This is a genomic window from Pantoea sp. SYBGC1 (genome assembly GCF_057197005.1).
In genome coordinates this window covers 510003-535713 of record NZ_JBXUNM010000001.1, presented here as the reverse complement: position 1 = coordinate 535713, position 25711 = coordinate 510003, and the positions used below count along the sequence as shown (strand labels likewise).

Annotated in this window: 23 protein-coding genes; 11 read left to right on the top strand and 12 right to left on the bottom strand. The window is 58.5% G+C overall.

Annotation, left to right across the window (positions count from 1 at the left end):
- Positions 1-98: 98 nt before the first annotated feature.
- Complete coding sequence (locus AC2CF9_RS02485; protein ID WP_065649316.1) at positions 99-512, top strand: hypothetical protein; 414 nt, start codon at positions 99-101, stop codon at positions 510-512.
- On the opposite strand, the gene AC2CF9_RS02480 is transcribed toward AC2CF9_RS02485, so the two are convergent.
- The 4 genes from AC2CF9_RS02480 to fnr form a co-directional block, all read right to left on the bottom strand.
- Entirely contained in the window at positions 513-1904 is a 1392-nt protein-coding gene (locus AC2CF9_RS02480) for a basic amino acid/polyamine antiporter (protein ID WP_150016178.1), read from the bottom strand.
- Positions 1905-2109: 205 nt separating this feature from the next.
- Entirely contained in the window at positions 2110-3066 is a 957-nt protein-coding gene (gene ydgH / locus AC2CF9_RS02475) for a DUF1471 family protein YdgH (RefSeq protein WP_484556191.1), read from the bottom strand.
- Positions 3067-3367: 301 nt separating this feature from the next.
- The gene (gene uspE, locus AC2CF9_RS02470) at positions 3368-4324 is read right to left on the bottom strand and encodes a universal stress protein UspE (RefSeq protein WP_071668843.1); all 957 of its coding nucleotides are present in this window, start codon (positions 4322-4324) and stop codon (positions 3368-3370) included.
- A gap of 118 nt (positions 4325-4442) precedes the next feature.
- Positions 4443-5195 (bottom strand): fumarate/nitrate reduction transcriptional regulator Fnr, encoded by a 753-nt coding sequence (gene fnr, locus AC2CF9_RS02465; protein ID WP_484556190.1) that lies wholly within the window; start codon positions 5193-5195, stop codon positions 4443-4445.
- Between the two features lie 251 nt (positions 5196-5446).
- Between fnr and smrA the strand changes: the two genes are divergently transcribed.
- The gene (smrA, locus tag AC2CF9_RS02460; protein WP_150016620.1) at positions 5447-6010 is read left to right on the top strand and encodes a DNA endonuclease SmrA; all 564 of its coding nucleotides are present in this window, start codon (positions 5447-5449) and stop codon (positions 6008-6010) included.
- Here the strand turns inward: smrA and AC2CF9_RS02455 are convergent.
- Positions 6007-6927, bottom strand: coding sequence for a LysR substrate-binding domain-containing protein (locus tag AC2CF9_RS02455; protein WP_484556189.1), 921 nt, complete (start codon positions 6925-6927; stop codon positions 6007-6009). The genes smrA and AC2CF9_RS02455 overlap by 4 nt on opposite strands.
- A gap of 320 nt (positions 6928-7247) precedes the next feature.
- Between AC2CF9_RS02455 and AC2CF9_RS02450 the strand changes: the two genes are divergently transcribed.
- The 4 genes from AC2CF9_RS02450 (at position 7248) to AC2CF9_RS02435 (ending at position 13728) form a co-directional block, all read left to right on the top strand.
- On the top strand, positions 7248-8582 hold the full coding sequence (locus AC2CF9_RS02450) for an MFS transporter (protein WP_484556188.1): 1335 nt from the start codon (positions 7248-7250) through the stop codon (positions 8580-8582).
- A gap of 88 nt (positions 8583-8670) precedes the next feature.
- Positions 8671-10014 (top strand): 2-oxoadipate dioxygenase/decarboxylase HglS, encoded by a 1344-nt coding sequence (hglS, locus tag AC2CF9_RS02445; RefSeq protein WP_484556187.1) that lies wholly within the window; start codon positions 8671-8673, stop codon positions 10012-10014.
- A gap of 363 nt (positions 10015-10377) precedes the next feature.
- On the top strand, positions 10378-11901 hold the full coding sequence (locus AC2CF9_RS02440) for a carboxylesterase/lipase family protein (RefSeq protein WP_484556186.1): 1524 nt from the start codon (positions 10378-10380) through the stop codon (positions 11899-11901).
- A 156-nt stretch (positions 11902-12057) separates the two neighbouring features.
- Positions 12058-13728 carry a methyl-accepting chemotaxis protein gene (locus AC2CF9_RS02435; protein ID WP_484556185.1) on the top strand — a complete coding sequence of 557 codons (1671 nt, stop codon included), beginning with the start codon at positions 12058-12060 and terminating at the stop codon, positions 13726-13728.
- Here AC2CF9_RS02435 and AC2CF9_RS02430 read toward each other — a convergent pair.
- The gene (locus AC2CF9_RS02430; RefSeq protein ID WP_150016170.1) at positions 13725-14567 is read right to left on the bottom strand and encodes a LysR substrate-binding domain-containing protein; all 843 of its coding nucleotides are present in this window, start codon (positions 14565-14567) and stop codon (positions 13725-13727) included. The two genes, AC2CF9_RS02435 and AC2CF9_RS02430, sit on opposite strands and share 4 nt — an antisense overlap.
- 128 nt (positions 14568-14695) lie before the next feature.
- Here AC2CF9_RS02430 and AC2CF9_RS02425 point away from each other — a divergent pair, with 128 nt between their 5' ends.
- On the top strand, positions 14696-15862 hold the full coding sequence (locus AC2CF9_RS02425) for a methionine aminotransferase (RefSeq protein WP_484556184.1): 1167 nt from the start codon (positions 14696-14698) through the stop codon (positions 15860-15862).
- 13 nt (positions 15863-15875) lie between these two features.
- Positions 15876-16661 carry a transporter substrate-binding domain-containing protein gene (locus AC2CF9_RS02420; protein ID WP_484556183.1) on the top strand — a complete coding sequence of 262 codons (786 nt, stop codon included), beginning with the start codon at positions 15876-15878 and terminating at the stop codon, positions 16659-16661.
- Positions 16662-16694: 33 nt separating this feature from the next.
- Here the strand turns inward: AC2CF9_RS02420 and pepT are convergent, their stop codons facing one another.
- Positions 16695-17927, bottom strand: coding sequence for a peptidase T (gene pepT / locus AC2CF9_RS02415; protein ID WP_484556182.1), 1233 nt, complete (start codon positions 17925-17927; stop codon positions 16695-16697).
- A 124-nt stretch (positions 17928-18051) separates the two neighbouring features.
- Between pepT and AC2CF9_RS02410 the strand changes: the two genes are divergently transcribed.
- Positions 18052-19638: an ABC transporter substrate-binding protein gene (locus AC2CF9_RS02410; RefSeq protein ID WP_484556437.1), complete on the top strand. Its 1587-nt coding sequence runs from the start codon at positions 18052-18054 to the stop codon at positions 19636-19638.
- Here AC2CF9_RS02410 and AC2CF9_RS02405 read toward each other — a convergent pair.
- Entirely contained in the window at positions 19628-20542 is a 915-nt protein-coding gene (locus tag AC2CF9_RS02405) for a LysR family transcriptional regulator (RefSeq protein WP_484556181.1), read from the bottom strand. The two genes, AC2CF9_RS02410 and AC2CF9_RS02405, sit on opposite strands and share 11 nt — an antisense overlap.
- 145 nt (positions 20543-20687) lie before the next feature.
- On the opposite strand from AC2CF9_RS02405, the gene AC2CF9_RS02400 reads away from it, so the two are divergent.
- Both AC2CF9_RS02400 and AC2CF9_RS02395 read left to right on the top strand, forming a co-directional pair.
- On the top strand, positions 20688-22109 hold the full coding sequence (locus tag AC2CF9_RS02400) for a M20 family metallopeptidase (protein ID WP_484556180.1): 1422 nt from the start codon (positions 20688-20690) through the stop codon (positions 22107-22109).
- On the top strand, positions 22106-23380 hold the full coding sequence (locus tag AC2CF9_RS02395; RefSeq protein ID WP_484556179.1) for an MFS transporter: 1275 nt from the start codon (positions 22106-22108) through the stop codon (positions 23378-23380). Before AC2CF9_RS02400 ends, AC2CF9_RS02395 begins: the two co-directional genes overlap by 4 nt.
- Before the next feature lie 39 nt (positions 23381-23419).
- Here AC2CF9_RS02395 and AC2CF9_RS02390 read toward each other — a convergent pair whose 3' ends face one another.
- The 4 genes from AC2CF9_RS02390 to AC2CF9_RS02375 form a co-directional block, all read right to left on the bottom strand.
- A complete protein-coding gene (locus tag AC2CF9_RS02390; protein ID WP_139239671.1) occupies positions 23420-23518 on the bottom strand; it encodes a YoaK family small membrane protein in 99 nt (32 codons plus the stop codon).
- A gap of 11 nt (positions 23519-23529) precedes the next feature.
- Entirely contained in the window at positions 23530-23853 is a 324-nt protein-coding gene (locus AC2CF9_RS02385; RefSeq protein WP_039384405.1) for a hypothetical protein, read from the bottom strand.
- A 117-nt stretch (positions 23854-23970) separates the two neighbouring features.
- Positions 23971-25155, bottom strand: a complete 1185-nt coding sequence (locus AC2CF9_RS02380; protein WP_150016163.1) for a sugar transporter — start codon at positions 25153-25155, stop codon at positions 23971-23973.
- A 242-nt stretch (positions 25156-25397) separates the two neighbouring features.
- The gene (locus AC2CF9_RS02375) at positions 25398-25649 is read right to left on the bottom strand and encodes a hypothetical protein (protein WP_150016162.1); all 252 of its coding nucleotides are present in this window, start codon (positions 25647-25649) and stop codon (positions 25398-25400) included.
- Positions 25650-25711 lie beyond the last annotated feature (62 nt).

The window sequence follows — 25711 nt, the reverse complement described above, 5'->3', positions numbered from 1 at the left end:
CTGTCTTACTGGTATGTATACCGTGAAATGTGCCATTATTAGCGGCGCGTTAAGGCGCAAGGTTCGGAACCGCATTGAAAAACAGGAGGAGTGCGAGGGTGTCTGATAAAGAGCTGGCTTCAGCCGGATACAGTGATCGCATCTGCTTCAATTACAGTGACTTTCTCTCCGCTTCCTGCAAAAAACGCTGGAGCTTTGTTGACGCCATTTACGGTGTGATGCCCATTTTTGGCATGGTAACCCGCAAGTCTGCGCACAGCTTACAGGCCAGCGACGATCACCTGAAAGAATTAGCGTTGCAAATCATTTCAACGCAGGTCAGCGATGAGATCAATATCGCCCGGCTGATCACGCTGGCGGAGCAGCAGCATATCAGCCGGTTTGATATTCAGCTGCCTTACCCGCTCTCTGCGGAACAGCTTGATGGGATCCACCACGAATACAGTAAACCCCTGAATCTTACACAGCAGAACGATCTGCTGTGCGTCTCCATTCCGGCACTCGCGCATTGATTACTGCGTAAGCTGCCACAGCGCGGGCAGCGATGCCGCCATCAACAGCACAATCGCCAGGCGTTCCAGCTGCAGCAGCGGCTTGTCACCGCGTCCGCCGCGGCGCGCGTAGAGAAACAGCAGCAGTCCCGGGGCGTAAAGCACCACGGAGAGTAGCAGATGCAGCGGGCCTGAGGCGTAGAGCAGCCAGAGGCCATAGAGCGTGGCACCCAGCCCGATGCTCATCGCCAGCGGCTTCTGCTGGCCGCGCACCACCTTCATCAGATAGAGTCCCACCAGCAGGTAAGGCACCAGAATCATCTCTGAGGCGATCGTCAGCAGCGTATTGTAGTCAGCGCCGGTCAGCGCGATGACGATAAGGCAAACCTGTACGCTGCCGTTGGTCAGCCACAGTGACGCCGCAGGCGAGTTATGACGGTTCTGCCGGGCGAGGCTGCGCGGAAATGCACCCTGCCGGGCAGCGATAAAGGGCACTTCAGCCGCCATGATGGTCCAGCTGAGATAGGCGCCGCAGACCGAGACAATCAGCCCCGCGGCTATCACCGCATCGCCCCAGTGGCCCAGCAGATGCGTCATCAACCCGGCCATTGACGGGTTGCGCAGCTGCGCCAGCTCAGCGCGCGGGATCACACCCAGCGAGAGCAGCGTGACCAGCAGATAAACCAGCAGCGCCGCCAGCACCGCCAGCAGCGTGGCGCGCCCCACATCCTGTTTATTGCGCGCGCGCGCCGATACCACCACGGCACCCTCAACGCCGATAAAGACCCACAGCGTGATAAGCATGGTTTGCTTTATCTGCTGCCACAGCGGCTGACCCAGCTCAGCGCCGCTGAAATCGAAGCTGAACCGGTCATAATTAAATGCCAGCAGCGCCAGCACCACAAACAGCAGCAGCGGGACCAGCTTGCCAAGCGTGGCCAGCATATTAATGCTCGCTGCGGTCTGCACGCCACGCAGCACCAGCCAGTGTACCAGCCAGAGCAGCACCGAAGCGCCCAGCATCGCCTGCCAGGTGTTACCGTCGCCAAACACCACGTGCTGCGGCGTATCGGTAAAAAAGCTTAGCGCAGAGAACACAATCACCAGATAGGAGACGTTGGCGATCACCGCGCAGAGCCAGTAGCCCCACGCCGAGCAGAATCCCGTCAGCTCACCAAACCCGGCGCGGGCATAAGTAAAAATACCGCCGTCGAGCTCCGGTTTGAGCCGCGTCAGCAGCAGCATTGCGAGGGAGAGAAAAATAATACCCACGCCGGTGATGAGCCAGCCAATGAGCAGCGCCGCCGGACCCGCGACGGCCGCCATATTCTGCGGCAGACTGAACACGCCCGCGCCAAGCATGGAGCTGAGCACCAGAGCCGTCAGCGCGCTAAGACCTAATTTTTTATCCAAAATGCCATTCCTGAACAGCAGAGTATGCTGGGTCGTGAACTTTCCGTAGAAGTGTAGTGCACCATCAGGCGCAAATTAAAACGGAATCCCCTGAAAACAGGCGGCAGATTTTACGAGGAGGCGAGGGGGATGGCAATGCAAGAGTATGCAGATTTGCGCAGGAACTATGCAAACAGCGGGGCAGTCTGGCTGCCCCGCTGCATCATTATTTAAACAGGTCGGCGGTAACGGTAAGGTTGCCACCGCTCTGGTTCTGCCACTGGCGCGTGATGTGGTAATACTTCGCGCCTTTGGCGATAGCCCGCTTGCCGACGGCCTCTGAGATCTCAGTCGGCGTCCCGAAGTGATCGGAGAAGGTGATGGTATCAAACGGCTGCATCTGCGCGGCGGTAATCGCATTGACTTCCTGCACGCTGCGGCCATCTGACTGCTTCACCGTATAGCGTTTGCCGGTTGAACTCTGCGTCTCAAAGAAGCGACCTACATTGGTGCTCGGCGTATCTGAAGAGGCTACGCCCGGCAGCGCCACGCGCGACGCCGCTGCGCCGCCAGCGGCCAGTGCGGCTTTTCCGGCTTCAGAATCAGCAGGAATTGAGTTTGATGTGTCCTGGACGATACGCGCTTTGGCATCAGCTTTATAGACATAGGCGGTGACGTACTGATTGCCGCCGTTATTGGCATCAACCTGGCGCACAATAAAGAATGAGGCGGCGCCTTTTTTCTGAGCGGCTCTGGAGATCGCATCATTTACCGCAGGCTGGCTGGAGAAGAAGCCGCTGACTGAAACCGTGTCGAACGGTTCAAGACGGTAGGCTTCCGCTTTCGGCAGCTCTTTAACGCCGTTGATCACGCGATACTGCGTAGCGGTCGATGCTTTAGCGGCGTCTGCTTTGTATAAATCAGCGGTGACGCGCCAGTTGCCGCCGTTACCGTTGGTATCATTGATGCCCTGAACATAAAACGAGTCAGCGCCTTTCTCATCTGCCGCTCTCGAGACTGCGCTGGTGGCATCACCGATTGCGTTGAAGCGGCCGTTGATATTAATACGTTCGAATGGTTTCAGGCCGGCCGCTTGTTCCGGCGTCAGCTCTTTGGCAGCAAACGCGTTAGCTGCCAGCAGCGAAAACAGAGTAGACGCCAGAATGGTGTTCTTCAGCTTCATAAAAATGATCCTTCGCCTTACGCAAAATGAGTACGAAAACGTGCTGGACTCTTGATGTATAACAGATTAGCCGCTGATTATTGCATGTAATAATCAGCCTGTCTCAGCCAATTTAGCGTGAATGCCGTATGGATGCATGTCTCTTTTTGCGGCAATATTTTTTCTGGAATCGTGAACGCGTCTGTCAGGCAGTCAGGCGCGTAGCCCGTCAGGCTATGCGCTGCGGTATGGGATGTTGTTAAGCGGGGCAATGGTTCAGGACGAGAATAATCATGCAGGGGCGCCGCAGCGCCCGTGACGGTTAATCCTCTTCATCTTCCTCATCATCACGATCGACCGGCGATTTAAAATCATCCGGCTTGATGGCCAGTAAATCACAGCGCAGATGATCGATAACCTGCTCAGCGGTGTTGCCAAGAAAGGCCGCCGAGAGGCCGGTACGGCCTATCGTACCGAGCACGACAATACCGGCATCCAGCTGTGAAGCGATATCGGGGATCACCTCTTCCGGCAGCCCTTTAGCGACGTGAGTAAACTCTTCACCGATAGAGAATTTCTGTCGCAGCGCTTTCATTGCCACCAGATGCTGACCGCGGATAGCGTCGTTATAGACGCTGGGATCAAAATCGGGCAGCTCAATGGCGATATTAATCGGCGTAACCGGATAAGCACCCACCAGATGAACTTCGGTGTGGTTTACCATCTCCGCCAGACGTGCGGTCTCGCGGATCAGTTTCTGATTCAGCTCATCATGATGCGGCTCTTCGCTGGCGAGGTTTACCGCCACTACGGCTTTGCCGCCTTCCGGCCACGGCTGATCTTTTACCATCCACACCGGGCAGGGACATTTACGCAGCAGATGCCAGTCGGTTGGGGTAAAAATAACCGACTCCAGCCGGTCATGCTGGTGTGCCATTTTCAGTACCAGATCGTGATTGTGCGCCAGCACTTCCTGAATAATTGCTTCAAAAGGGCGGTTGTGCCAGACCACTTTGATTTCAATATCCACGCCGGCATCCAGATAGGCCTGCGCCTGCTCACGGATCCACTCGGTGCGCTGGCTAATCACCCCTTTGCGCATATTCGTGCGCTCATCAGGCGAAAGCAGGGTGGTCATTTCATAGGAGAAATCATAGATAGGCAGAAATGCTTTAATTTTTCCGCCGATGCGTTGATTCAGATAAACCGCGCGACGCAGCGCCGGCTGATCGTCCTGCTGAGGATCGATCGCGACCAGAACATGTTGGTAACGGGACATAGCGCACTCTCCTTACACCCAGGCCATTTGGAATAAAGATAGCCTAAGTTCCGGGCGTGCAGAAGCGGAAAAGGTGTAGCCGGATCAATAAAATAACAATTACTGACCCGGCTGCGCCTCAGGCGGGTTGCTCCGCCTGACCCGCCAGCTCAGAGAGCAGGGCGTGATCTTCAATAGTGATATATTTGCCTTTGACGGCCAGCATGCCGCTTTTCTGGAAGCGCCCCAGCAGGCGGCTGATGGTTTCAACCGTCAGTCCCAGATAGTTACCGATATCGCCACGCGTCATGGTCAGCCGGAACTCGCGCTGCGAAAAGCCGCGCTGGCCAAAGCGCCGCGAAAGATTCCAGATAAAGGCGGCCAGCCGCTCTTCAGCATTTTTTCTGGAGAGCAGCATAATCATATCCTGATCGCCTTTAATCTCTCCGCTCATCAGACGCATCATCTGCTGACGCAGTGCGGGCATTTTGCCTGACAGATCGTCAAGCGTCTCAAAAGGAATTTCGCAGACCATGGCCGTTTCCAGCGCCTGTGCGAAGCCCGGGTGCTTAGCGTTAACGATGGCGTCAAACCCGACCAGATCGCCCGCCAGATGAAAGCCGGTAATCTGCTCGTCGCCCTGTTCGGTAATGGTATAACTCTTGATAGTGCCGGAGCGAATGGCGTACAGCGACTTCAGTTCGTCACCCGCCTTGAATAATGTCTGGCCTTTCTGAATCGGCTTTTTACGTTCGATGATGTTGTCCAGCTGATCAAGCTCATGCTCATTCAGTGTGAAAGGAATACACAACTGGCTGATACTGCAATCCTGACAGTGGATCGCACATCCGCCAGACTGAATACGTCGAATGCTGCGTTTATCCTGGATCATATCTGTACGCTCGATGATTATTGACTGCTGTCAATTTTACCATTTTTCTCCCTGCTGTGAATGTATGCAGGCTGGATCTGGCACAAAAACCTTACAAATATTGGGTATTCGCTCAATGGATGATATCTGCGCTGCGCAACAGCATCCTGACTCTGCTGTTCAGACCTTTTACCCCGTACGGCAACCTTTGCTATTCTTCAGTTTTATCGGTATGCCGTGCGCATATGCTTAATCGGGTATGGGGAAACATGATGAACCTCGATGATGAAGACCTGTTCCGCGATGCCATGGGGGATGTCACACCCCTGAAAGATTGTGCCAATACGCAGTGGCTGCGTGCGCCCTCCACTAAAGCGCCACGGGCTGTGCCGCCGGAGAGCGAAGAGAACTTTCTTACGCGCGGTTTTCTGGAGATTGTTCCGCTCACGTCACCGCTGGAGTACCGGGCAGAAGGCATTCAGCAGGGCGTCGTGGATAAAGTGCGGCTGGGCAAATATCCGCTGGAGGCCAGCCTGAATCTGCTGCGTCAGCCGGTGGAGACCTGCCGCCAGTCGCTGTTCAGTTTTATGCAGGAAGCGCGCCGCCAGGGGCTGCGTAATTTACTGATTATTCACGGTAAAGGGCGTGATGACGAGTCGCATGCCAACATTGTGCGCAGTTATCTGGCGCGCTGGCTGCAGCAGTTTGATGAGGTGCAGAGCTTCTGTACCGCACAGCCGCAGCACGGCGGTGCGGGCGCGCTTTATGTGAGTTTGCGAAAAACTGAACAGGCGCGGCTCGACAACCGCGAGCGGCATGCAAAGCGCAGCCGCTAATGGTGAAACTTGCGGATCGTGGCGATCAGCACTTCGGCGCTGAGGCTGAGCGGATAGCCGCTGCGGGTAATAATCCCTACCGGTTCGCCCGGACCGGGTGAGGCGAGCGGCAGCGCATGCAGGGCATGGTGTTCAAGATCCTCTTTCACCGCGCCAGAAGGAACAAACCAGACATAGTCGTAGCGCAGCGCCAGCTGGCGGGCAAGGGAGGTAGAGGAGGTTTCCACGCAGTCCGGAGGCAAACTGCAGCTCTGCTCATCCAGCATGTGCTGAGCGATGCGCCGCGGCGCGGTGCCTTCCGGCGAAATCACCACCGGCCACTGCATGGCGCGGGACAGTGTGACATTGTCACTTAAAAGCGGATGTTCCGGCCTGACGACCAGCTTCAGCGACTCCAGGAACAGCAGCTCATAACTCAATCCCGCCATCATTTCACTGCTGGCCATACGGCCAATGCCGACATCAAATTCACCGGCGCGCAGTCCGGCCAGCAGCACGTTGTTATGCAGCGTAGCCACCTGTATCGTGGTGTTTGGCTGCTGCTCATGAAAGCGATCCAGAATCTGCGGTAACATACCCATTGCTGCCGTGGTCAGCGCTCCGAGCCGGATAATTACCGGCCGTCCCGGTGCCGGCGCGTTAAAGCTTTGCGCAGCATGATTCAGCGCGTCCAGCACTTTTACGGCGTAAACCAGAAACTGTTCGCCCGCCGTGGTCAGCTGCGCGCCCGAACGCCCGCGATCCAGCAGGCGCGCGCCTGCCAGCTCTTCAAGCTCATTCAGGGTCTTGGAGAGCGCAGGCTGGCTCAGGCTGAGCGTCTCTGCCGCGCGCCCCAGCGTTCCCTGTTGCGCGACGGCGACGAAAGCGTGCAGATGGCGCAGGCGAATGCGCTGGCTGAAAACCGAGTTTTTATCCATAAGGTCAACCTAATCCGTAAGGGCTGGCAAGAGCAACCAGCAAAAATGCGTTCTGTTAACTTAATTGCAAAATGAATTTAACAAAAGTCTTTTCATCCACAGCCTCTCTTAACCCCTTGTTTTTGCGACCTGCTCCCGGCTGGCTGAAAAGCGGTTTTTGCAAAAGTATGTTTTATCAGAGGCTTAAATCGTTCTGTTTCTGAGTGAAACAGGGGTAATGTGAAAAAATTGTGCAGCGCAGGGTTAACGATGGGCTATCATATCCGCCGCTTTTTTTACCAAAACTGATGACCTTTTTGCTGAACAGCAGGAGTTAAACCGTGACCAGCGCCGAAGCCGTAGATGTTCGCCAGTTAATCAATCGTCATGCGCTGAGCCGCTGGCAAAAACGGCTTATCGCGCTCTGCTTTGTGATTGTGGCACTGGACGGTATGGATATTGCGCTGATGGGGTTTATTGCGCCCGCGCTAAAAGCAGGCTGGGGCGTAACAAACCATCAGCTGGGTATGGTGATCAGCGCCGCGCTGATTGGTCTGGCGCTGGGGGCGATGGTGGCCGGGCCGCTGGCCGATCGCTACGGACGCCGCATCATGATCCTGCTCAGCGTGCTCTTTTTTGGGCTCTGGACGCTGGCCACCGCGCTGGCGCAGAACATCGAGCAGATGATGCTGTTTCGCTTTCTGACCGGACTGGGGCTGGGTGCCGCCATGCCCAACGTGAGCACGCTGGTGGCGGAATATGCTCCTGAACGTCGCCGATCTTTTATTATCACCGTGGTCTTTTGCGGCTTCACCTTTGGCGCAGCGGCTGGCGGATTTGCAGCGTCCTGGCTGCTGCCGCGCTACAGCTGGCACGCGGTGTTAATGATGGGCGGTATTTTGCCGCTGCTGGTGCTGCCCTGGCTGCTGTATGGCCTGCCGGAGTCGGTGCGTTTCCTTATTCACCAGCGCGCGCCGGCGGCGCGTATACACGCGATCCTTGAGCGTATGCTGCCCGGCGAGGTGGCGCCAGGCAGCCGCTATCACGCCAGTGAAGCTCTGAACGTGCGGCGCGGCGCGATAGCCACCGTGGTATCGGAGTCCTATCTGTTTGGCAGCCTGATGCTCTGGGGCGGCTATTTTATGGGACTGTTTCTGGTCTACCTTATTGGCAGCTGGCTGCCGTCGCTTATCAACACGCTGGGGATGTCGCTCACCGAGGCCGCAATTGTCACGGCCATGTATCAGGCGGGCGGCACGCTGGGGTCGCTGTTTGCCGGCTGGCTGATGGACCGCATGAACGCCAGTCTTGCGCTGGCAACCATCTACTTCTGCGGCGGCCTTGCGATAGTTGCGCTCGGCTTCTCTCCGGCGCAGGTCGGATTGATGAGCGCGATCGCGTTCTGCAGCGGCTTCTGTTTTAACGGCGCCAATACCGGCATGAATGCGCTCTCCGCACACTTCTATCCCACGCACGCCCGCGCCACCGGCTCAAGCTGGATGCACGGCGTGGGTCGTATCGGTGCGATTCTCAGCGCGTTTGCCGGCGCAGAGTTGCTGACGCTGGGCTGGGCGTTCAGCCAGATTTTCCTGCTGCTGGCGATACCGGCCGTGCTGACAACCCTGATGCTGGTGCTCAAGTACCGCTTTGCCGATCCCAAACCGGGCGTGGAGTGACAGGGCGATCACACTTCAGGGAAAATTTTACCTGCGCTGCGTGCCTTGATTTAGAGTAACAGCACTGTTCCGGCTCAGGACCCCTGTTATGGAAAATTTTCTCAGCTCTGATGCGATCCGTACGCTATTTTCACAGGCCATGTCGGCCATGTATCAGCAGGAAGTGCCGCAGTATGGCGCGCTGACGCAGCTGGTCAGCGCGGTTAATGAACGCACGCTGGAAGCGAATCCCGCGCTGAAAGATCGGCTGGCGGCGGCGGATGAGCTGGCGCGGCTGAGCGTTGAACGCCATGGCGCTATCCGGGTCGGGACGGCCGCCGAGCTCTCCCTGCTGCGGGAGATGTTTGCCGTGATGGGCATGGAGCCGGTGGGCTATTACGACCTCTCCCAGGCGGGCGTGCCGGTTCACTCCACGGCTTTCCGGCCCGTGAGCGAGGCTGCGCTGCGCCGCAATCCGTTTCGCGTTTTCACATCGCTGCTGCGTCCTGAACTGATTGACGATCCGGCGCTGCACGCCCGCGCGATGGCGATACTCGGCGCGCGTGATATCTTTACGCCCGGCTGCCGCAGGCTTATCCGGCGTCATCAGGAGCAGGGCGGCCTCAATGCCAGAGACGCAGCAGCGTTTGTCAGCGAGGCGCTGGAAACGTTCCGCTGGCATGCGCAGACCACGGTCGACAGCAAAACCTATCATGCGCTGAGCCAGCAGCACCGGCTGATCGCTGACGTTGTCTGCTTCCGCGGCTGCCACATCAACCATCTGACCCCGCGCACGCTGGATATCGATCGCGTGCAGGCGCTGATGCCGTCGCGCGGTATTGAGCCAAAAGTGCTGATTGAAGGCCCGCCGCGGCGCCAGGTTCCGATCCTGCTGCGGCAGACCAGCTTTAAAGCGCTGGAAGAGGCGGTACATTTCAGTGACGGTATGCCGGGCACGCACACGGCGCGCTTCGGCGAGATAGAGCAGCGCGGTGCGGCGCTGACCCCGGCCGGACGCGCCCTCTATGACCGGCTGCTGGCTGCCGCTGGCTCCGGCAGCGATAATGCGCAGCATCAGCAGCGCCTCAGTGAGGTATTTCGTGATTTCCCCGATGATGAAGAGACGCTGCGCGAGCAGCAGCTCGCCTGGTTCCGCTATCGTCTGACGGAGCGCGGTGAACAGCAGCCTCCGCGCGCCGGAGAGAGCGTGTCAGCCCTGCTGCAGGCCGGCCGGCTGCAGGCAGAACCTATCGTGTATGAAGATTTTCTGCCGGTCAGCGCGGCGGGCATATTTCAGTCTAATCTGGGTAATGCGGTAACAACGCGCGAGGCGGGTCACGCCAGTCAGGCAGCGTTTGAAGCGGCGCTGGGTGCGTCAGTACAGGATGAGATGGCGCTCTATGCGCAGATGCAGCAGCGCAGTCTGATTCGCTGCGGGATCCATGAGGGCTGACAGAGAGCCGGTCAGCGAAATCAGCGATGATTTCAGCAGCCGGCGATTTTTTATCATTATAATGGCAGACGCGTATGCGGATACGCTTCTGCTCAGCGGCGCCGTTCAGAACGGTTACGCTTTTTCCCCGATGTAAGCCTGGTATTCGATTAAATCCGCCCGTTCAGGATGAAACTCATCTGACCTGCCGGATTCAGCCCCGCCACAATAGACCAAACAGCCTGCCAACAGTAAGCCAAAATATTTGATGATCTCGTTCAGCGATCCGGGTCATGTTTCGGCATAATCTGCAAATGCTTTAAGAACATAGACATTTATCAGGTCGCTGCAAATAATGAGGCACGCTTTATCAGGGAACCCGATATGAAAAATGAACCGCGTCTGAGGATCAAGACAGCAGAAGGCGAGCTCAGCGGCCTGATGGATGATGACATCTATGTTTTCAAGGGGATACCTTATGCTGCGCCGCCGACAGGCGCGCTACGCTGGCGGCCGCCTCAGCCGGTTACCCCCTGGCAAACCGCACGCGACGCGACCGCGTGGGGAGCGGCAAGCTGGCAAAATCGCGAATATTGCATCGGCATCGGTGGCGGCGATCCGGGCACATTCAGTGAGGATTGCTTATATCTCAATATCTGGACCCCCGATCCTGAGCCTGGCGCACCGCTGCCGGTGATGGTCTGGCTGCACGGTGGTGGTTTCACCCTCGGTGCCGGCAGCCTGGAGCCTTATCAGGGTAAAGCGCTGGCCGCACAGGGCGTGGTGGTGGTCACCCTTAACTACCGGCTGGGCCACCTTGGTTTTTTCTCACATCCGGCGCTGGATGCGCAGTATAAGGCGGGCGCAACCGTCAATAACTTTGCGCTGCTCGACCAGATAGCCGCACTGCAGTGGATCCAGCGCAATATTCCCGCCTTTGGCGGTAACCGTCACAACATCACCTTATTTGGCGAATCGTCCGGCGCCCGCAGCGTGCTCTCTCTCTGCTGTTCACCGCTGGCAGAAGGGCTGTTTCACAAAGGCATCGTCCAGAGCAGCTACAGTCTGCCCGATCTGACGCAGCAGCAGGCGCGGCAGAAGGGAACAGAGGTCGCCGCCCATTTCGGACTGCCGGAGAACGCAACGGCAGAACAGCTGCGCGCGCTGCCCGGCGATGCATTCTGGTCACTGGCGCAGCCGCTGGCGCCGGGACCGGTGGCGATCAGCGGGGATGCCGTGCTGCCAAAGCCGATGCTCGACACCTTTATCGCCGGCCGGCAGCATCGCGTGCCGCTGCTGATTGGCAGCAACAGCGATGAAGCGAGCGTACTCAACTATTTTGGTGTCGACGCGCGCGGCGTGCTGCTGCAGATGCGCGAAAAGAACCGCTTCACCTATCGTTTGCTGAAATGGTTATACGACATTCATGATGATGCGCTGCTGGGACGCGCGGTGGCACGCGATATGGCATTTACCGTCATGCCGCTGCTGGTCGCGCAGTCGCAGTCCGGTACCGGCATGCCCGTCTGGCGCTACTGGTTTGACTATGTTTCTGAAAATGCACGCGATCTCTATCCGCACGGCGCCTGGCACGGTAATGAAATCCCCTATGTGTTTAACGCGCTGGAGACGCTGCCGCCGCCCGATAACCGGCCTTATACTGCCGCGGACAAAACTCTGGCGGCAGAGATAAGCGCATACTGGGTGGCGTTTGCCAGAGATGCCACTGAATTCAGCTATCGCCTGCGCGGCCGCAATGAAACGGAGTGGCCTGTCTGGCGCACCGGAGAGGATGTCACGCTCGCGTTTGGTGACCAGGGCCGTGCAGCTACCGTGTTAAAAAAGCGCTTTATGCGCCGCCGTTTGCGCCTGTTCCGGCTGATGATGCGCAGCCACGTGCAGCTGTGATCCCGGCAGCAGACTGGCGCACGATCGCGTTGTTACCCCCCTGTGCTGGCGCTTATTTAGCTTACAAAACGGTTACATTTTCCCTGCCTGCTGCCGATAACCGCAATATGCCCGATTTTATCGGGCGATAACGCGTATCAATCCAGGGGAACAGGTATGGGTATTTTTAAAAATTTTACGATTCGCGCGGTTTTACTGGCGCTGCTTGGGCTGTTTTGCCTGCTGTGGTGTGGCGTCGGTCTGTTCAGCGTTTATGCGCTGAATTCGCTGGGGAAAGGCAATGAGGTTGATCGCCAGCTGGTCAATCAGATGACGGTGCTGAGCAAAGGTAACGATCAATATTTTCGGGTAGTAACGCGTCTGTCGCGCGTGATGGAGAGCCGTACCGCCGGCGCGGCAATCAGCACAGAGGCCTTTGCCCCCGTTGAGCAGGCGCTCAGCAGCATGAAAGCGCAGCTGGATCAGTTTAAAGCGATGGCACCCGGCCCGATGGATCCGGCAACAGCGCAGAGCGTGATCAACAGCTGGCAGAAACTGCTGGATGAGGGCATTGCGCCGCAGGTCGCGCTGGCGCGTCAGGGCACGCCTGAAGCGTATAAAGCGCAGGCGACCGGCGTGACGCCGGCGCTGAGCCGTGCGTTTGGCGCTACTGCGGAAATCTTTAATCAGTCCGCGGGCAGTAAGCTGGATGCAACCCGGGTCACGGTAGACCGGCTGACAGGCATGACCAAAGTCATCATTGTGATGGCGGTGGCGGCAGGTCTGCTGATCCTGCTGTTTACGGACAGGTATCTGGTGAGCATGCTGGTCAGGCCGCTGGCGCGGATCCGCGAGCACTTTACGCTGATCGCGCAGGGCGATCTCAGCCAGCCAATGGAGGATGCAGGCCGAAACTGCGTGGGCAAACTGATACCGCTGCTGCGCGCCATGCAGGAGAGCCTGCGTGATGCCGTCAGCGCTATCCGCAGCGGGACAGATAATATCTACCGCGGCGCGTCGGAAATCTCCGCCGGCAACAATGACCTCTCTTCACGCACCGAAGAGCAGGCGGCCGCGCTGGAACAGACCGCGGCCAGCATGGAGCAACTCACCGCGACGGTAAAACTCAACGCCGATAACGCCCGTCAGGCCAGCGCGCTGGCAGAGACCGCGACCGGAACCGCGCAGCAGGGCGGTCAGCTGGTAGGCGAAGTGGTTGCCACGATGCAGGGCATTTCCGGCAGCTCGAAGAAGATTGCTGAGATTACCAGCGTCATTAACAGCATCGCTTTCCAGACCAATATTCTGGCGCTCAATGCCGCCGTTGAAGCGGCGCGTGCCGGTGAGCAGGGGCGCGGCTTTGCCGTGGTGGCCAGCGAGGTGCGCAATCTGGCACAGCGCAGCGCCGGAGCCGCAAAAGAGATTGCCAGCCTGATTGCCGACTCGGTGGAGCGGGTGGACAAAGGCTCCGTGCTGGTGAGCAGCGCCGGCACCACGATGGATCAGATCCTGACGTCCGTGCAGGATGTCAGCGAAATTATGAAGCAGATCGCCGCAGCCTCCGAAGAGCAGAGCAAAGGGATCTCGCAGGTTGGCACCGCGGTCACGGAGATGGACAGCGTGACGCAGCAGAACGCCTCGCTGGTTGAGCAGGTCTCTGCGGCGGCGAGCGCGCTGGAGCGGCAGACGGAAGCGCTGCAGCTCTCCGTCGCGCGTTTCCGCCTCTCTGCCACCGCGCCGGTTCATCATGCGCCGCCGGTTTCCGCTGCTCCGCTGCGTCGTCCGGCGCTGGCTGGCGCTGCCCCGGCGGGGAAACCCGCAGCCAGTGAGGAGTGGGTCGCTTTTTAAGAGCTGCTGAGCCACGACACCAGCTCAGCGAGCAGCGGCGGGGCGCGCGTATCCTGACGCTGCAGTAAACTGTACGCCGCCCCGGTTGCCACGCTGCCGGGGAACGGCGTCACCAGACGCTGCGCCCGCAGATCGTTTTCAATCAGCGTGATATCCGCCACCGTAATACCAAACCCCTGTATTGCCGCACTGATCGCGAGATCCATCGTGGCAAAATGCTGATTACGCTGCATCACCAGCTCAATCCGCTGCTGCTGCAGCCAGTGCTGCCAGTCACGCCGGTCTGGCGTCGGATGCAGAAACGTCAGCGCGCTCATCTCTTCAATTCGCTGCGGGATCGCCATCCCGGCGGCCAGCACCGGCGTCAGACGCTCATCAAACAGCCGCAGCGCATCGGGTGGCGGCAGACCATAAACAATCGCCGCATCAAACTCCTCCAGCTGCGAGAGATGCTCCTGGGTCGTGGTCAGCGCGACATGCGTTGCCGGGTAGCGCTGTTCAAACGCAATCAGGCGCGGGAGCAGCCAGCGCATAATACAGCTGGGCGCTTTCAGCCGCAGCGTCTGCGACGGCTGGCGCGCCCGTTCCGTTACCGCCAGCAGCTGCTGATAGCTCTGCTGCAGCTCCGGCAGCAGCGCCGCGCCGCGTTCAGTCAGCCGCAGGCCACGCGCATGGCGCTGAAACAGCGCAAAGCCCAGCCAGTTTTCCAGCGTGGCAATTTTGCGGCTTACCGCACTCTGCGTCAGGCACAGCTCGCGCGCCGCATGCGTCAGATTAAGACAGCGCGCCGTTACCAGAAACGCGTTAATCGCCGCCAGGGGAGGGGCAGAACAGGCCATAACATCCTCAGCTATGCAATTTTCTCATGGCTATTATGACGACAATTCGCTTGTCGTCTCAAGGCGCTATGCGTTGAATAGCGTTCTGATCCCTCAATCTTACTCTGCCAGTCAGCGAGGCCGCAGCAATGAGCATCACCACGCCAGTTTCTCTCTGTTCAAAACAGCCCGATGTGGGCACCACGATCTTCAGCGTGATCGGTCAGCTCTCGGCCCGCCATCAGGCGATTAACCTGTCGCAGGGCGCGCCCAATTTTCCCTGCGATCCGCTGCTGGTGGAGCTGGTGGCGCAGGCGATGCGCGATGGCCAGAATCAGTACGCGCCGATGACCGGCCTGCCGGCGCTGAAAAACGCGCTGGCGGAAAAAGTGCACACGCTTTATGGCCAGCATTATGATGCTGACAGCGAAGTGCTGATCACCGGCAGCGCCAGCCAGGGACTCTATATGGCGATTTCAGCTCTGGTGCATGCAGGCGATGAAGTGATTTTTTTTGAGCCAGCCTTCGACAGCTATGCGCCGGTGGTGCGCCTGCAGGGCGCCACGCCGGTAGGGATCAAGCTGCAGCAGCCCGATTTTGCCATTAACTGGGATGAGGTGCGCGCCCGTCTCTCACCGCGTACCCGCATGATCATCATTAACACGCCGCATAACCCGACCGGACAGGTGCTGACGCCGGCAGACCTGAGCGCGCTGGCGCAGCTGACGCGCAACACCGATATTATTGTGCTGTCAGATGAGGTGTATGAGCATATTCTGTTTGATGGCCGTCAGCATTGCGGTATGGCGATCCATCCGGAACTGGCGCAGCGCAGCGTTATCGTCTCGTCGTTTGGCAAAACCTTTCACGTCACCGGCTGGCGGGTTGGCTACGCGCTGGCACCGGCTGCGATCATGGCAGAAATCGTCAAGATCCATCAGTTCATGATGTACGCGGCAGACACGCCGATGCAGGCGGGGTTTGCCCGCTATCTTGCGCAGCCGGAGCACTATCTGCAGCTCGCTGCGCTCTATCAGGCAAAGCGCGACCGGCTGGCCACGCTGCTGCAGGCGTCACCGTTCAGGCTGCTGCCCGCCAGTGGCTCCTTTTTTATGCTGGCGAGCTTTCGCGATTTCAGTGACGAGAGCGACAGCGAAATGGTAAAACGTCTTATCGTTGATTACGGCGTGGCGACCATTCCGCTCTCAGCGTTTTATTCAGATGGCACCGATAACCGATTAATCCGTCTTTCGTTTGCAAAAGATGACGCCACACTTAAGGCGGGCGCAGCTGCGCTCTGCCGGGTTACAGGGTAAAAGAGGACATATAATGAAAAAACTGAACGCGCTGTTTATTGCACTGGGCATGATCGCATCGGCACAGACGCTGGCGCAGACCAGCCTGCGCTATGGCGTGGAGTCACAATACCCGCCGTTTGAGAGCCGCAACGCGCACGGCGAGCTGGAAGGCTTTGATATTGAGCTGGGTAACGCCATCTGTAAAACCGGCAACTTTACTTGCAGCTGGGTGGAGAGCAGCTTCGATGCGCTGATCCCGGCGCTGCAGGCGAAAAAGTTTGATGCGATTAACTCCGCGATGAACATCACCGAGGCGCGGGCAAAAAGCATCGATTTCACCAAGCCGATTTACCGTATTCCCAGCATGCTGATTGTGAAAGCGGGCGAGAAGCTGCAGCCTTCAGCAGACGCGCTGAAAGGCAAATCGGTCGGCGTGCTGCAGGGCTCTATTCAGGAGACCTTTGCGAAGAAACACTGGGAGCCTCAGGGCGTGACGGTAACGTCCTATCAGGATCAGAATCAGGTCTATAACGATATGGTCGCCGGTCGTCTGGACGGCACGCTGGTGATGTCGGCGGCCGGGCAGTCCGGCTTCCTGGACAAGCCGCAGGGGAAAGGTTTTGCCTTTGCCGGCGGGCCGGTTGAGGATGACGCCATCCTGGGCACCGGTATCGGTTATGGACTGCGCAAGGGCGACAGCCAGCTGAAAACGGCGCTGGATGAAGCTATCAGCAAGGTTCAGGCGGACGGCACCGTGACCCGGCTGGCAGCCAAATATTTTCCGGGCATCGACGTGACCGCCAGCAAACAGCCCTGATAAAGAGCGGGCAGGCGCAATGCCTGCCCTCTGTCAGGCCGGTCTGGCAGCCAGCGCGCAGAGCGCTTCAGCAACCTGATACGACTTCACAAACGACGGGATCGGCAGAAACTCAAAGCGCGAATGAAAATTGTGCGCGCCGGTAAAAAAGTTAGGCGTCAGCAGACCTTTCGCTGACAACGCAGAACCATCGGTGCCACCGCGCATCGGGATTACTTTCGGCGTCACGCCAGCCTGCGCCAGCGCGGCAAACAGCAGATCAATGGCGCGGCGATCTTCACCAATCGCATTGCTGATATTGCTGTAAACGTCGCCGATTGTCAGCGCCACCTTGCCGGTGGGATAGCGGGCGGCAATCTGTTCGGCAACCGTTGCCAGTTGCTGTTTCTTCGCGGCAAAACCCTGCAGATCGAAATCACGAATGGAGGCTTTCAGCACCGCCTGACTGGCGTTCGCCTGCATCTCGTTAAACCAGATATAGCCTTCGCGGCCCTCGGTCTGTTCCGGCGTCGCCTGACGGTCAAAACTGCTGATAAAATCATGCGCCATCAGCAGCGGATTGACCAGCACCCCTTTCCCTGACATCGGATGCGCCGGCACGCCGCTAAACACCAGCTCAGCGCTGGCGCCGTTAAAGCATTCATAGACCACCTCTCCCAGCTCACAGCAGTCGATGGTCCAGGCGAAATCGACGTTAAAGCGCCGCTCAAGATCCAGCGCTTTGGCACCGCGCAGCCCAATCTCTTCGTCCGGCACAAACGCGACCACGACGTCGCCATGCGCACCCTGCAGATTCGCCATGAGCGTCATTACTACGCTGACCGCAGCTTTGTTATCCGCACCCAGCACGCTGGTGCCGTCGCTGAAAATAATCTCCTGACCGCGGTAAGGCAGGATCTCCGGATGTTCCGCCACGCGCAGCCAGATTTGCTGCTCAGCATTAAGACAGAGGTCGTCGCCGGTAAAGGTCAGCGTCTGCGGATGGATATCGGGCGAGAGGCCAACGTCCACGGTATCGATATGGGTAATAAAACCGATACGGGGTGCGCCAGGCGTGTTGCCGGGCTTAACGGCGGTTACGGTAGCGTGCTGGTCAATCTCGACCTGCTGCAGCCCCAGGTCGCGCAGCTCCTGTGCCAGCAGCGCAGCCATCTCATGCTGAGAGGGCGTACTGGGCAGGGTGGTGGACTTTGCATCACTCTGGCTGGAGACCGCCAGATAACGATAAAACCGCCGGGTCAGTTCCCGGGCAAGCTGGTCTGTCATCACAATTCCTTATCAGTAAGGGGCCGCAGGTGATACGCCTGGCGGTGAAAACATGTTATCAATGAAATAAATAGCGATGCAGACCAACATAAGTCAATAAAAAGCGAGAAACAGTATGAAAATGATGATGAGCAAACTGGCGCTAAGCCTGCTGGGCGTGGCTGTGGCGGGCAGCGTATCCGCGAAGACGCTGGTTTACTGTTCCGAAGGCTCCCCGGAAAACTTTAACCCGCAGCTTTACACCTCCGGCACCAGCGTGGATGCCAGCGCCGTACCGCTGTTTGACCGGCTGGTGGATTTCCGTCCCGGCACGACCGATTTACAGCCTGCGCTGGCAGAACGCTGGGAGATCAGCCCCGATGGCAGGGTTTACACCTTCCATCTGCGCAAAGGCGTGAAATTCCACAGCAATAAACTCTTCACGCCGGGACGCGACTTCAATGCGGATGACGTGATTTTTTCTTTTATGCGGCAGATGGATGCAAAAAATCCCTATCACACTGTATCCGGCGGCAACTACGCGAACTTTGAGAGCCTGGAGCTGGCAAAACTTATCACCGCTATTGACCGGGTAGACGATTACACCGTGCGTATCACGCTGGCGCACCCGGAAGCGCCTTTTCTCGCCGATCTGGCGTGGTATTTCGCCTCCATTCATTCCGCCGAATATGCGGACAAAATGCTGAAGGCGGGCACGCCGGAAAAGGTTGATATGCAGCCGATTGGCACCGGCCCGTTTGAGCTGGTGCAGTATCAGAAAGACTCGCGCATTCTGTATAAGGCGTTCCCGGCTTACTGGCAGGGCAAAGCAAAACTGGATCGGCTGATATTCTCAATCACGCCGGACGCCTCGGTGCGACTGGCGAAGCTGGAGAAAAATGAGTGCCAGGTTATGCCATTCCCGAATCCGGCCGATCTCGACAAGATGCGCAACAATCCCGATCTGACGCTGGAGCAGAAGTCGGGCCTGAACACTGGTTTTCTCTCGTTTAACACCACCAAAGCGCCGCTGGATAATGTGAAGGTGCGCCAGGCGCTGGCGATGGCCATCAATAAACAGGCGATTATTGACGCCATCTTCAAAGGCACCGGCACGGTAGCGAAAAACATTCTGCCGCCGGGCGTCTGGAGCGCAGATCAGCAGCTGAAAGATTACGCCTGGGATCCGCAACAGGCCAAAGCGCTGCTGCAGGAGGCGGGCATTAAACCCGGTACCGAAATTGCACTCTGGGCGATGCCGGTGCAGCGCCCCTATAATCCCAACGCGCGCCGGATGGCTGAGATGATTCAGGCGGACTGGGCGCAGGTGGGCATTAAAGCCAGCATCGTCAGCTATGAGTGGGGCGAATACCTTAAGCGGGTCAAGGCCGGCGAACATCAGGCGGCGCTGATGGGCTGGACCACCGCCACCGGCGATCCGGATAACTTCTTTGGTCCGCTCTACAGCTGCACGTCAGCGAATGGTGGCTCCAACTCGTCAAAGTGGTGCTATCAGCCGTTTGAGAAAATCATTACCGCCGCGCGCGCCGAGCAGGATCATGATCGGCGCGTTGCGCTCTATCAGGAAGCGCAGCAGATGATGCATGACCAGATGCCAGCGGTCATGATTGCACACTCCACTATTTTTGAACCGGTGCGCAAGTCGGTCAGCGGCTATCAGGTCGATCCGTTTGGCAAGCACAACTTCTATCCGGTCGATATTAAGCAGTAAGCGCAGGATCGTCTGCGCTCAGCTGCTGCTGCAGGAACGCGAGGAACAAGGTCAGGGCGGCGCTGCGGGGCCGCCCTGACTGCGCCTGCAGCTGGAGCGTACGCTGACTGAGCTGTTCGATATTAATGCTCCGCAGGGCAAGCTGATGCCGTCCGGTCTGGCCGCGTACGGTAAAGGCGCTGCAGATGGTCACCGCCTGCGGCGTCTGCAGCAGAAAGTTAAACAGCGCCGAGAAGTTGTCGCAGGTTAACACCGGCTCAATCAGCTGGCCGCTCATGTGGCTCGCCAGTTCAAACAGCTGGCGCACGGTCGTATTTTGCTGCGGCAGCGCCAGCGGATAGTGGCTGAGCTGCGCCAGCGTAATAGCGGACGCTGCGGCCAGCGGGTGCTGCTGCTGCATCAGGAGCAACACCGGCGCAGGCCAGGAGCCGATAACCTCCACTCCCTGTTCAGCACGCAGGCTGAACTGCAGCGCAATATCGCACGCGCCCTGACGCAGCTGCTCTGCCACACCCTGTGCGTCTGCCACCTGTACCTCAAACAGCGTGGCCGGGTGGTCAGCGCGAAAAGCGGCGATCAGCGCTGGCAGCAGGCTGAACGCCAGACCATCGGTGCACGCCACGCGGATCAGCGTGCGGCGCATCGCACGTAATCCGTTGATTTCCGCCAGTGCATACGCCATATCGAGCTGCGTTTTTCGCGCGTGATGCGCAAAGATTTCCCCCGCCTCCGTCAGCACCATCCCGCGCGCGTGGCGCTGAAACAGCGGCGTGCCAACCTGCGTCTCCAGCCGCTGTATCTGACGACTGATAGCGGAAACGGCCACGTAGAGCTGCGCGCTGGCCGCGCTGAGCGAACCTTCCCGGGCAACTACCAGAAAATAGCGAAGTTCAGTGCTTAACATCGACGTGCCTCATGATAGTGCATGCCTCAGAAACGGGCAGGGAAGCTTTGCTGTAAAAGCAAAGCATACTCGATAAATTGATCATTGTGGCAAAGCAGTGATTTCGTAACTATGTCAGCACAATAACGCAAAAAGAGATGCAAACATGACACGAGATCGGGCGATATCAGCCGCGCTGCGCTACTTCGACAGCGGTGAGTTTCAGCAGCTGCTGGCGAGACGCGTGGCGCTGCGCACGGAGAGTCAGCGGCCGGATCGTGCGCCGCAGCTGGCGCATTACCTGCGCGAGGAGATTGGCCCGCAGCTGAGCGCGCTCGGTTTTGAGCTGCACTTTATTGCCAACCCGCTGGCGGATAAGCCGCCGTTCCTGGTTGCCATCCGTATGGAGGCGGCGACGCTGCCCACGCTGCTGAGCTATGGTCACGGCGATGTGGTCTTTGGTGACGATGAAAACTGGCGCGCCGATCTGGATCCGTGGCAGCTGACGGCAGAGGGCGATCGCTGGTATGCGCGCGGCAGCGCGGATAATAAAGGCCAGCACTGCATTAATCTGGCGGCGCTGGAGCAGGTCTGGCACGCGCGGGGCGGCCGGCTCGGCTTTAACTGCAAGCTGCTGTTTGAAATGGGTGAGGAGATCAGCTCGCCGGGCTTGGCGGAACTCTGCCGGGAACAGGCGGCGCTGCTGAAAGCGGATCTCTTTATCGCGTCAGACGGACCGCGCGTCAGCGCCCCCCGTCCGACGCTGTTTCTCGGCTCACGCGGCGCGGTGAATTTTCGTCTTACCATCAACGCGCGCGACAACGCCTGTCACTCCGGTAACTGGGGCGGCCTGTTGAGTAATCCCGGTACCCGGCTGGCCCATGCCATCGCAGCCCTGATAAGCGCCCGCGGTGAGCTACAGGTCACCGCGCTGAAGCCTGATTCGCTGACACCAGAAGTGCGTGCGATCCTGAGCAGCATCCGTGTGGGCGGCATGCCGGGCGATCCTGCGCTTGCCTGCGACTGGGGGGAGCCGGGGCTGACGCCTGCCGAGCGCCTTTATGGCTGGAACACGCTGGAAGTGCTGACCTTTACCACCGGTAACCCGGCTCGCCCGATGAATGCTATCCCCGCCAGCGCCACGGCGGTATGTCAGCTGCGCTTCGTAGTGGGAACCGACTGGCAGCGGCTGGGCGAGCACGTCGCCGCTCACCTTGCCGCCGCAGGCTTTACCGACGTTGAGGTTGAGGTGCTGCACGGATCGCCGGCGACGCGTTTTGATCCGACCGATCCGCTGGTGGAGTGGGTCATGCATACCATGACGGCGCTGTGTGAGCAGCCTCCGGCGCTGCTGCCGAACCTGGGCGGATCGCTGCCAAATGATGTGTTTGCGGACATTCTGGGATTACCGACGCTCTGGGTGCCGCACTCCTATCCGGCCTGCGGGCAGCATGGCGTCAATGAGCATCTGCTGACGCCGGTGGCGCGCGAAGGGCTGCAGATCATGACCGCGCTGCTGTGGGATCTGGGCGAGCGGGGTGACGCGCTTATTGCACAGCATCGTGCCAGAGCAGGAGGTGCACAATGAGCAGCCTGAACCCGACCGTCACGCTCGCGGGGAGTAAACCTTCGCTGCATAAAACGCTGTTTGCCACCTGCATCGGCAACGCCCTGGAGTGGTTTGATATTGCGGTATATGGCTTTTTTGCCAGCTATATTGCCCACGCGTTTTTCCCGGTCAGCGATCCGGCAGTCTCGCTGCTGCTGACCTTTGGCAGTTTTGGCGTCTCGTTTCTGATCCGCCCGCTGGGGGCAATCGTGCTGGGTAACTACGCCGATCGCCACGGACGCAAGCGGGCGCTGCTGCTCTCAATCAATCTGATGATGCTGGGCGGGGCGATCATCACTTTTATGCCGGGCTATGCGCACATCGGGCTGCTGGCGCCGCTGCTGATTCTGGTGGCGCGGCTGATTCAGGGATTTTCAGCCGGCGGCGAGTTTGGCAGCTCGACGGCCTTTCTGGTGGAGCACTATCCCGAGCGCAAAGCCTTTATCGCCAGCTGGCAGTTCGCGACCCAGGGAGCCAGTACGCTGATGGCCTCTGCGTTTGGACTGGGGCTGACGCAGCTGCTGAGCGAAAGTGAAATGCAGGCGTGGGGCTGGCGCATTCCGTTTGCCTTTGGGCTGCTGATTGGTCCGCTGGGTCTCTATATCCGCCGCCATGTGCACGAACCCGCAAGCTTTGCCGACCGCCCGCCGGAGCCCGCGCCGCTGAAGCGCCTGTTCGGGCGCCAGAAGCAGCTGATGCTGCTGGCGATTGGCCTGATGGTGATCTCGACGGCGGTTAACTACATGCTGAACTATGTGCCAACCTGGGCGACCAAAAATCTGCACCTTTCAGGCAGCGCGGCCTTTACCGCTACGCTGCTGGGCGGGGTGATCCTGACGCTGGTGACGCCGCTGATGGGCCTGTGGGCGGAGCGCGTTGGCCGCGCACCGCTGATGTGGGGATCGCTGATACTGTTAATGGTTACCATCTGGCCGGCGTTCCGGCTGTTAGCGAACCATACCACGCCGGTGACGCTGATTCTGCTGGTCTGCTGGATGGCGCTGCTGAAGTCGGTCTACTTCTCCGTGGTGCCATCAGTGATGGCCGATCTCTTTCCGATGGGCACGCGCGCCAGCGGCATGGCGATCAGCTATAACGTCGCCGTTACCCTCTTTGGCGGCTTCGCGCCCCTGATTTGCACGCTGCTGATTAGCTGGACGGGAAGCAGCCTGGCACCGGGCTATTATCTGATGGCGATGTCGCTGCTGAGCGGTGCGGCGTTGCTCTTTAGCCAGAAGCATATCCGTTAAGGCGCTGACGCCGGCTGCTGCAGCCGCAGCGGTGCCGCTTTACGACCCCGGCACCGCTGCGCCGCTGGCGATGAACCAGGCCAGAAACGTTACGCCGGCAACAATAATGGCAATGGGAAACAGCAAACCAATCTTCATAGCAATCCTTATTAAGCGAGCCTGAGCAGCGCGCGATGCGTTTTCATCATGCTGAACAGTTCAAACTGCGTGGCATCCGCGATCTGCCGCAGGCGATCGCCTTTATGGTAGTCGATGTGCTGAATCTGCCCGAGCTGACGCCACACCACAATAGCGGAGGCGAGCAGCGCACAGTTCTCTTCGCTCTGCAGGCACTCAACCGTTGCGTAGCGGGTTTCATCCAGCGTATTGATAAAAACGCTCAGCGCAGCGGCTGGCACAATCGCCCGGATATCCTCAAGCATGACGTGGCTGACGGCGCGCGACAGAATCAGCGTTACTCGTTTACTGTTCATAACGGTCCCTGCGGAGAGAGTCTGTGCGATTATAAAGGGCAAAACGGAGAGGATGCGAGGCGTAATACAAAAAGCGGGATCCGGCAGCGTGCATCCCTGCAGCTGCCGGTCGGTCAGTCAGCCATTAGAGCGTAACTGCGGATAGCGGCGGAAAATCGCCACGCACCAGAACAGCGAGAAAAGCCCTATCAGCGCCCCGACGTTGCCCACGTCTGAGAGCTGCAGATGCTGGCTGACCTGGCTGCCGAGCAGTGCGCCCGCTCCGATACCGATATTATAAATACCGGAGAAGAGCGACATCGCCACATCGGTGGCATCCGGAGCCAGTGACAGCACGCGAACCTGCATCGCCAGGCCAATCATCATCATCGCCATGCCCCAGATAATACAGAGGGTGATAATGGCGGTCGGGCGCACCGCTGCAAAAATCAGCAGTCCCATACAGAGCGTAATCAGCGCAATAGCAGCGATTAACAGCGCAGACGGGAAACGGTTACCCAGCGTACTGAACAGAATGCTGCCGAGAATGCCCGCAGAGCCGAACAGTAGCAGCAGCAGGGTGGTAAAATTGGCATCCGCGTTCGCCACCACCTGCATAAAGGGCTCAATATAGCTATAAGCGGTGTAGTGCGCCGTGACCACCAGCGTCACCAGCAGATACATCGTCACCAGCGCCGGACGGCGGAACAGCATCGGCACGCTGCTGAGTGAGCCGGTATGCTCGCTTGGCAGACGCGGTAATACGCGCACCAGCAGGATCATCAGCACCAGCGCCGAGAGGCCAATCATACCAAACGTGGTGCGCCAGCCGAGATACTGCCCGATTACGCGCCCGATAGGCACCCCCAGAACCATGGCCAGTGCGGTTCCGGTGGCAAGCATACTCAGCGCCTGCGTTTTCTTACCCGCCGGTGCCACGCGAATAGCCAGCGAGGCAGTAATCGACCAGAACACGGCGTGTGAGAGTGCAATCCCGATACGCGACACCACCAGTGAGCGGAAGTCCCAGGCAAACGCTGAGAGCACGTGGCTGCCGGTAAAGAGAATAAACAGCACCGCCAGCAGCAGACGCCGCTCAACGTTGCGCGTCAGCAGCATCAGCGGCAGCGACAGCAGCGCCACCACCCAGGCATAAATAGTGAGCATGATCCCCACATCTGCCGTTTTCATCGTAAAGCTTGCTGCAATATCAGAAAGCAGGCCGACCGGGACAAATTCAGTGGTATTAAAGACAAACGCCGCAATGGCCAGCAGGACAACGCGTAGCCAGGCTGTTTTACGGGAAACGGTAGAAGTTTGCATGAAATTCAAATTAGTCAGACAGCAGGTTAACGGGAGCAGAGACGCCTCAAAGGTGATCTGCGTCACAAATTACCTCTATTGTGGCTGATGAACCGGCAGATGGAAACCTGCTAAGAGTTTTTTATTCCTCTGTTTATTACCGGCATCAGCTGCTGTCTGGGAAAAGCGCGGGATTCAGGGCTGACAGAGTGGCGACCTGACCCTTTTTATAATAGTGTGACTTCAGACCAGGATTATCAGAGTCACACCATATGTTTCAGGGCCACGCTATTGCAGGGGGTCAGGTTTTTTTTTACGCCCACCGGGCAGCAGTGCTCACAGCCCATAGCGCCCGGATAGAATTTACGCGCCTGCTGGATCGCCGCGTTCGCAGCATAAAAGGTGCCAAGAAAGCGTCGTGCCGCGTCGGCAGGCAGGAACGGGCAGCCTTTAGCGTGCACCACATGATTATTGTTATACCCGGCATGTTTATCAACATAGTAAAAAAGCGCCATTAACCACCTCATTGCTGAAAAAAAAAACGTCTGACTATTATTGGAATAGAAAAGATTATAAC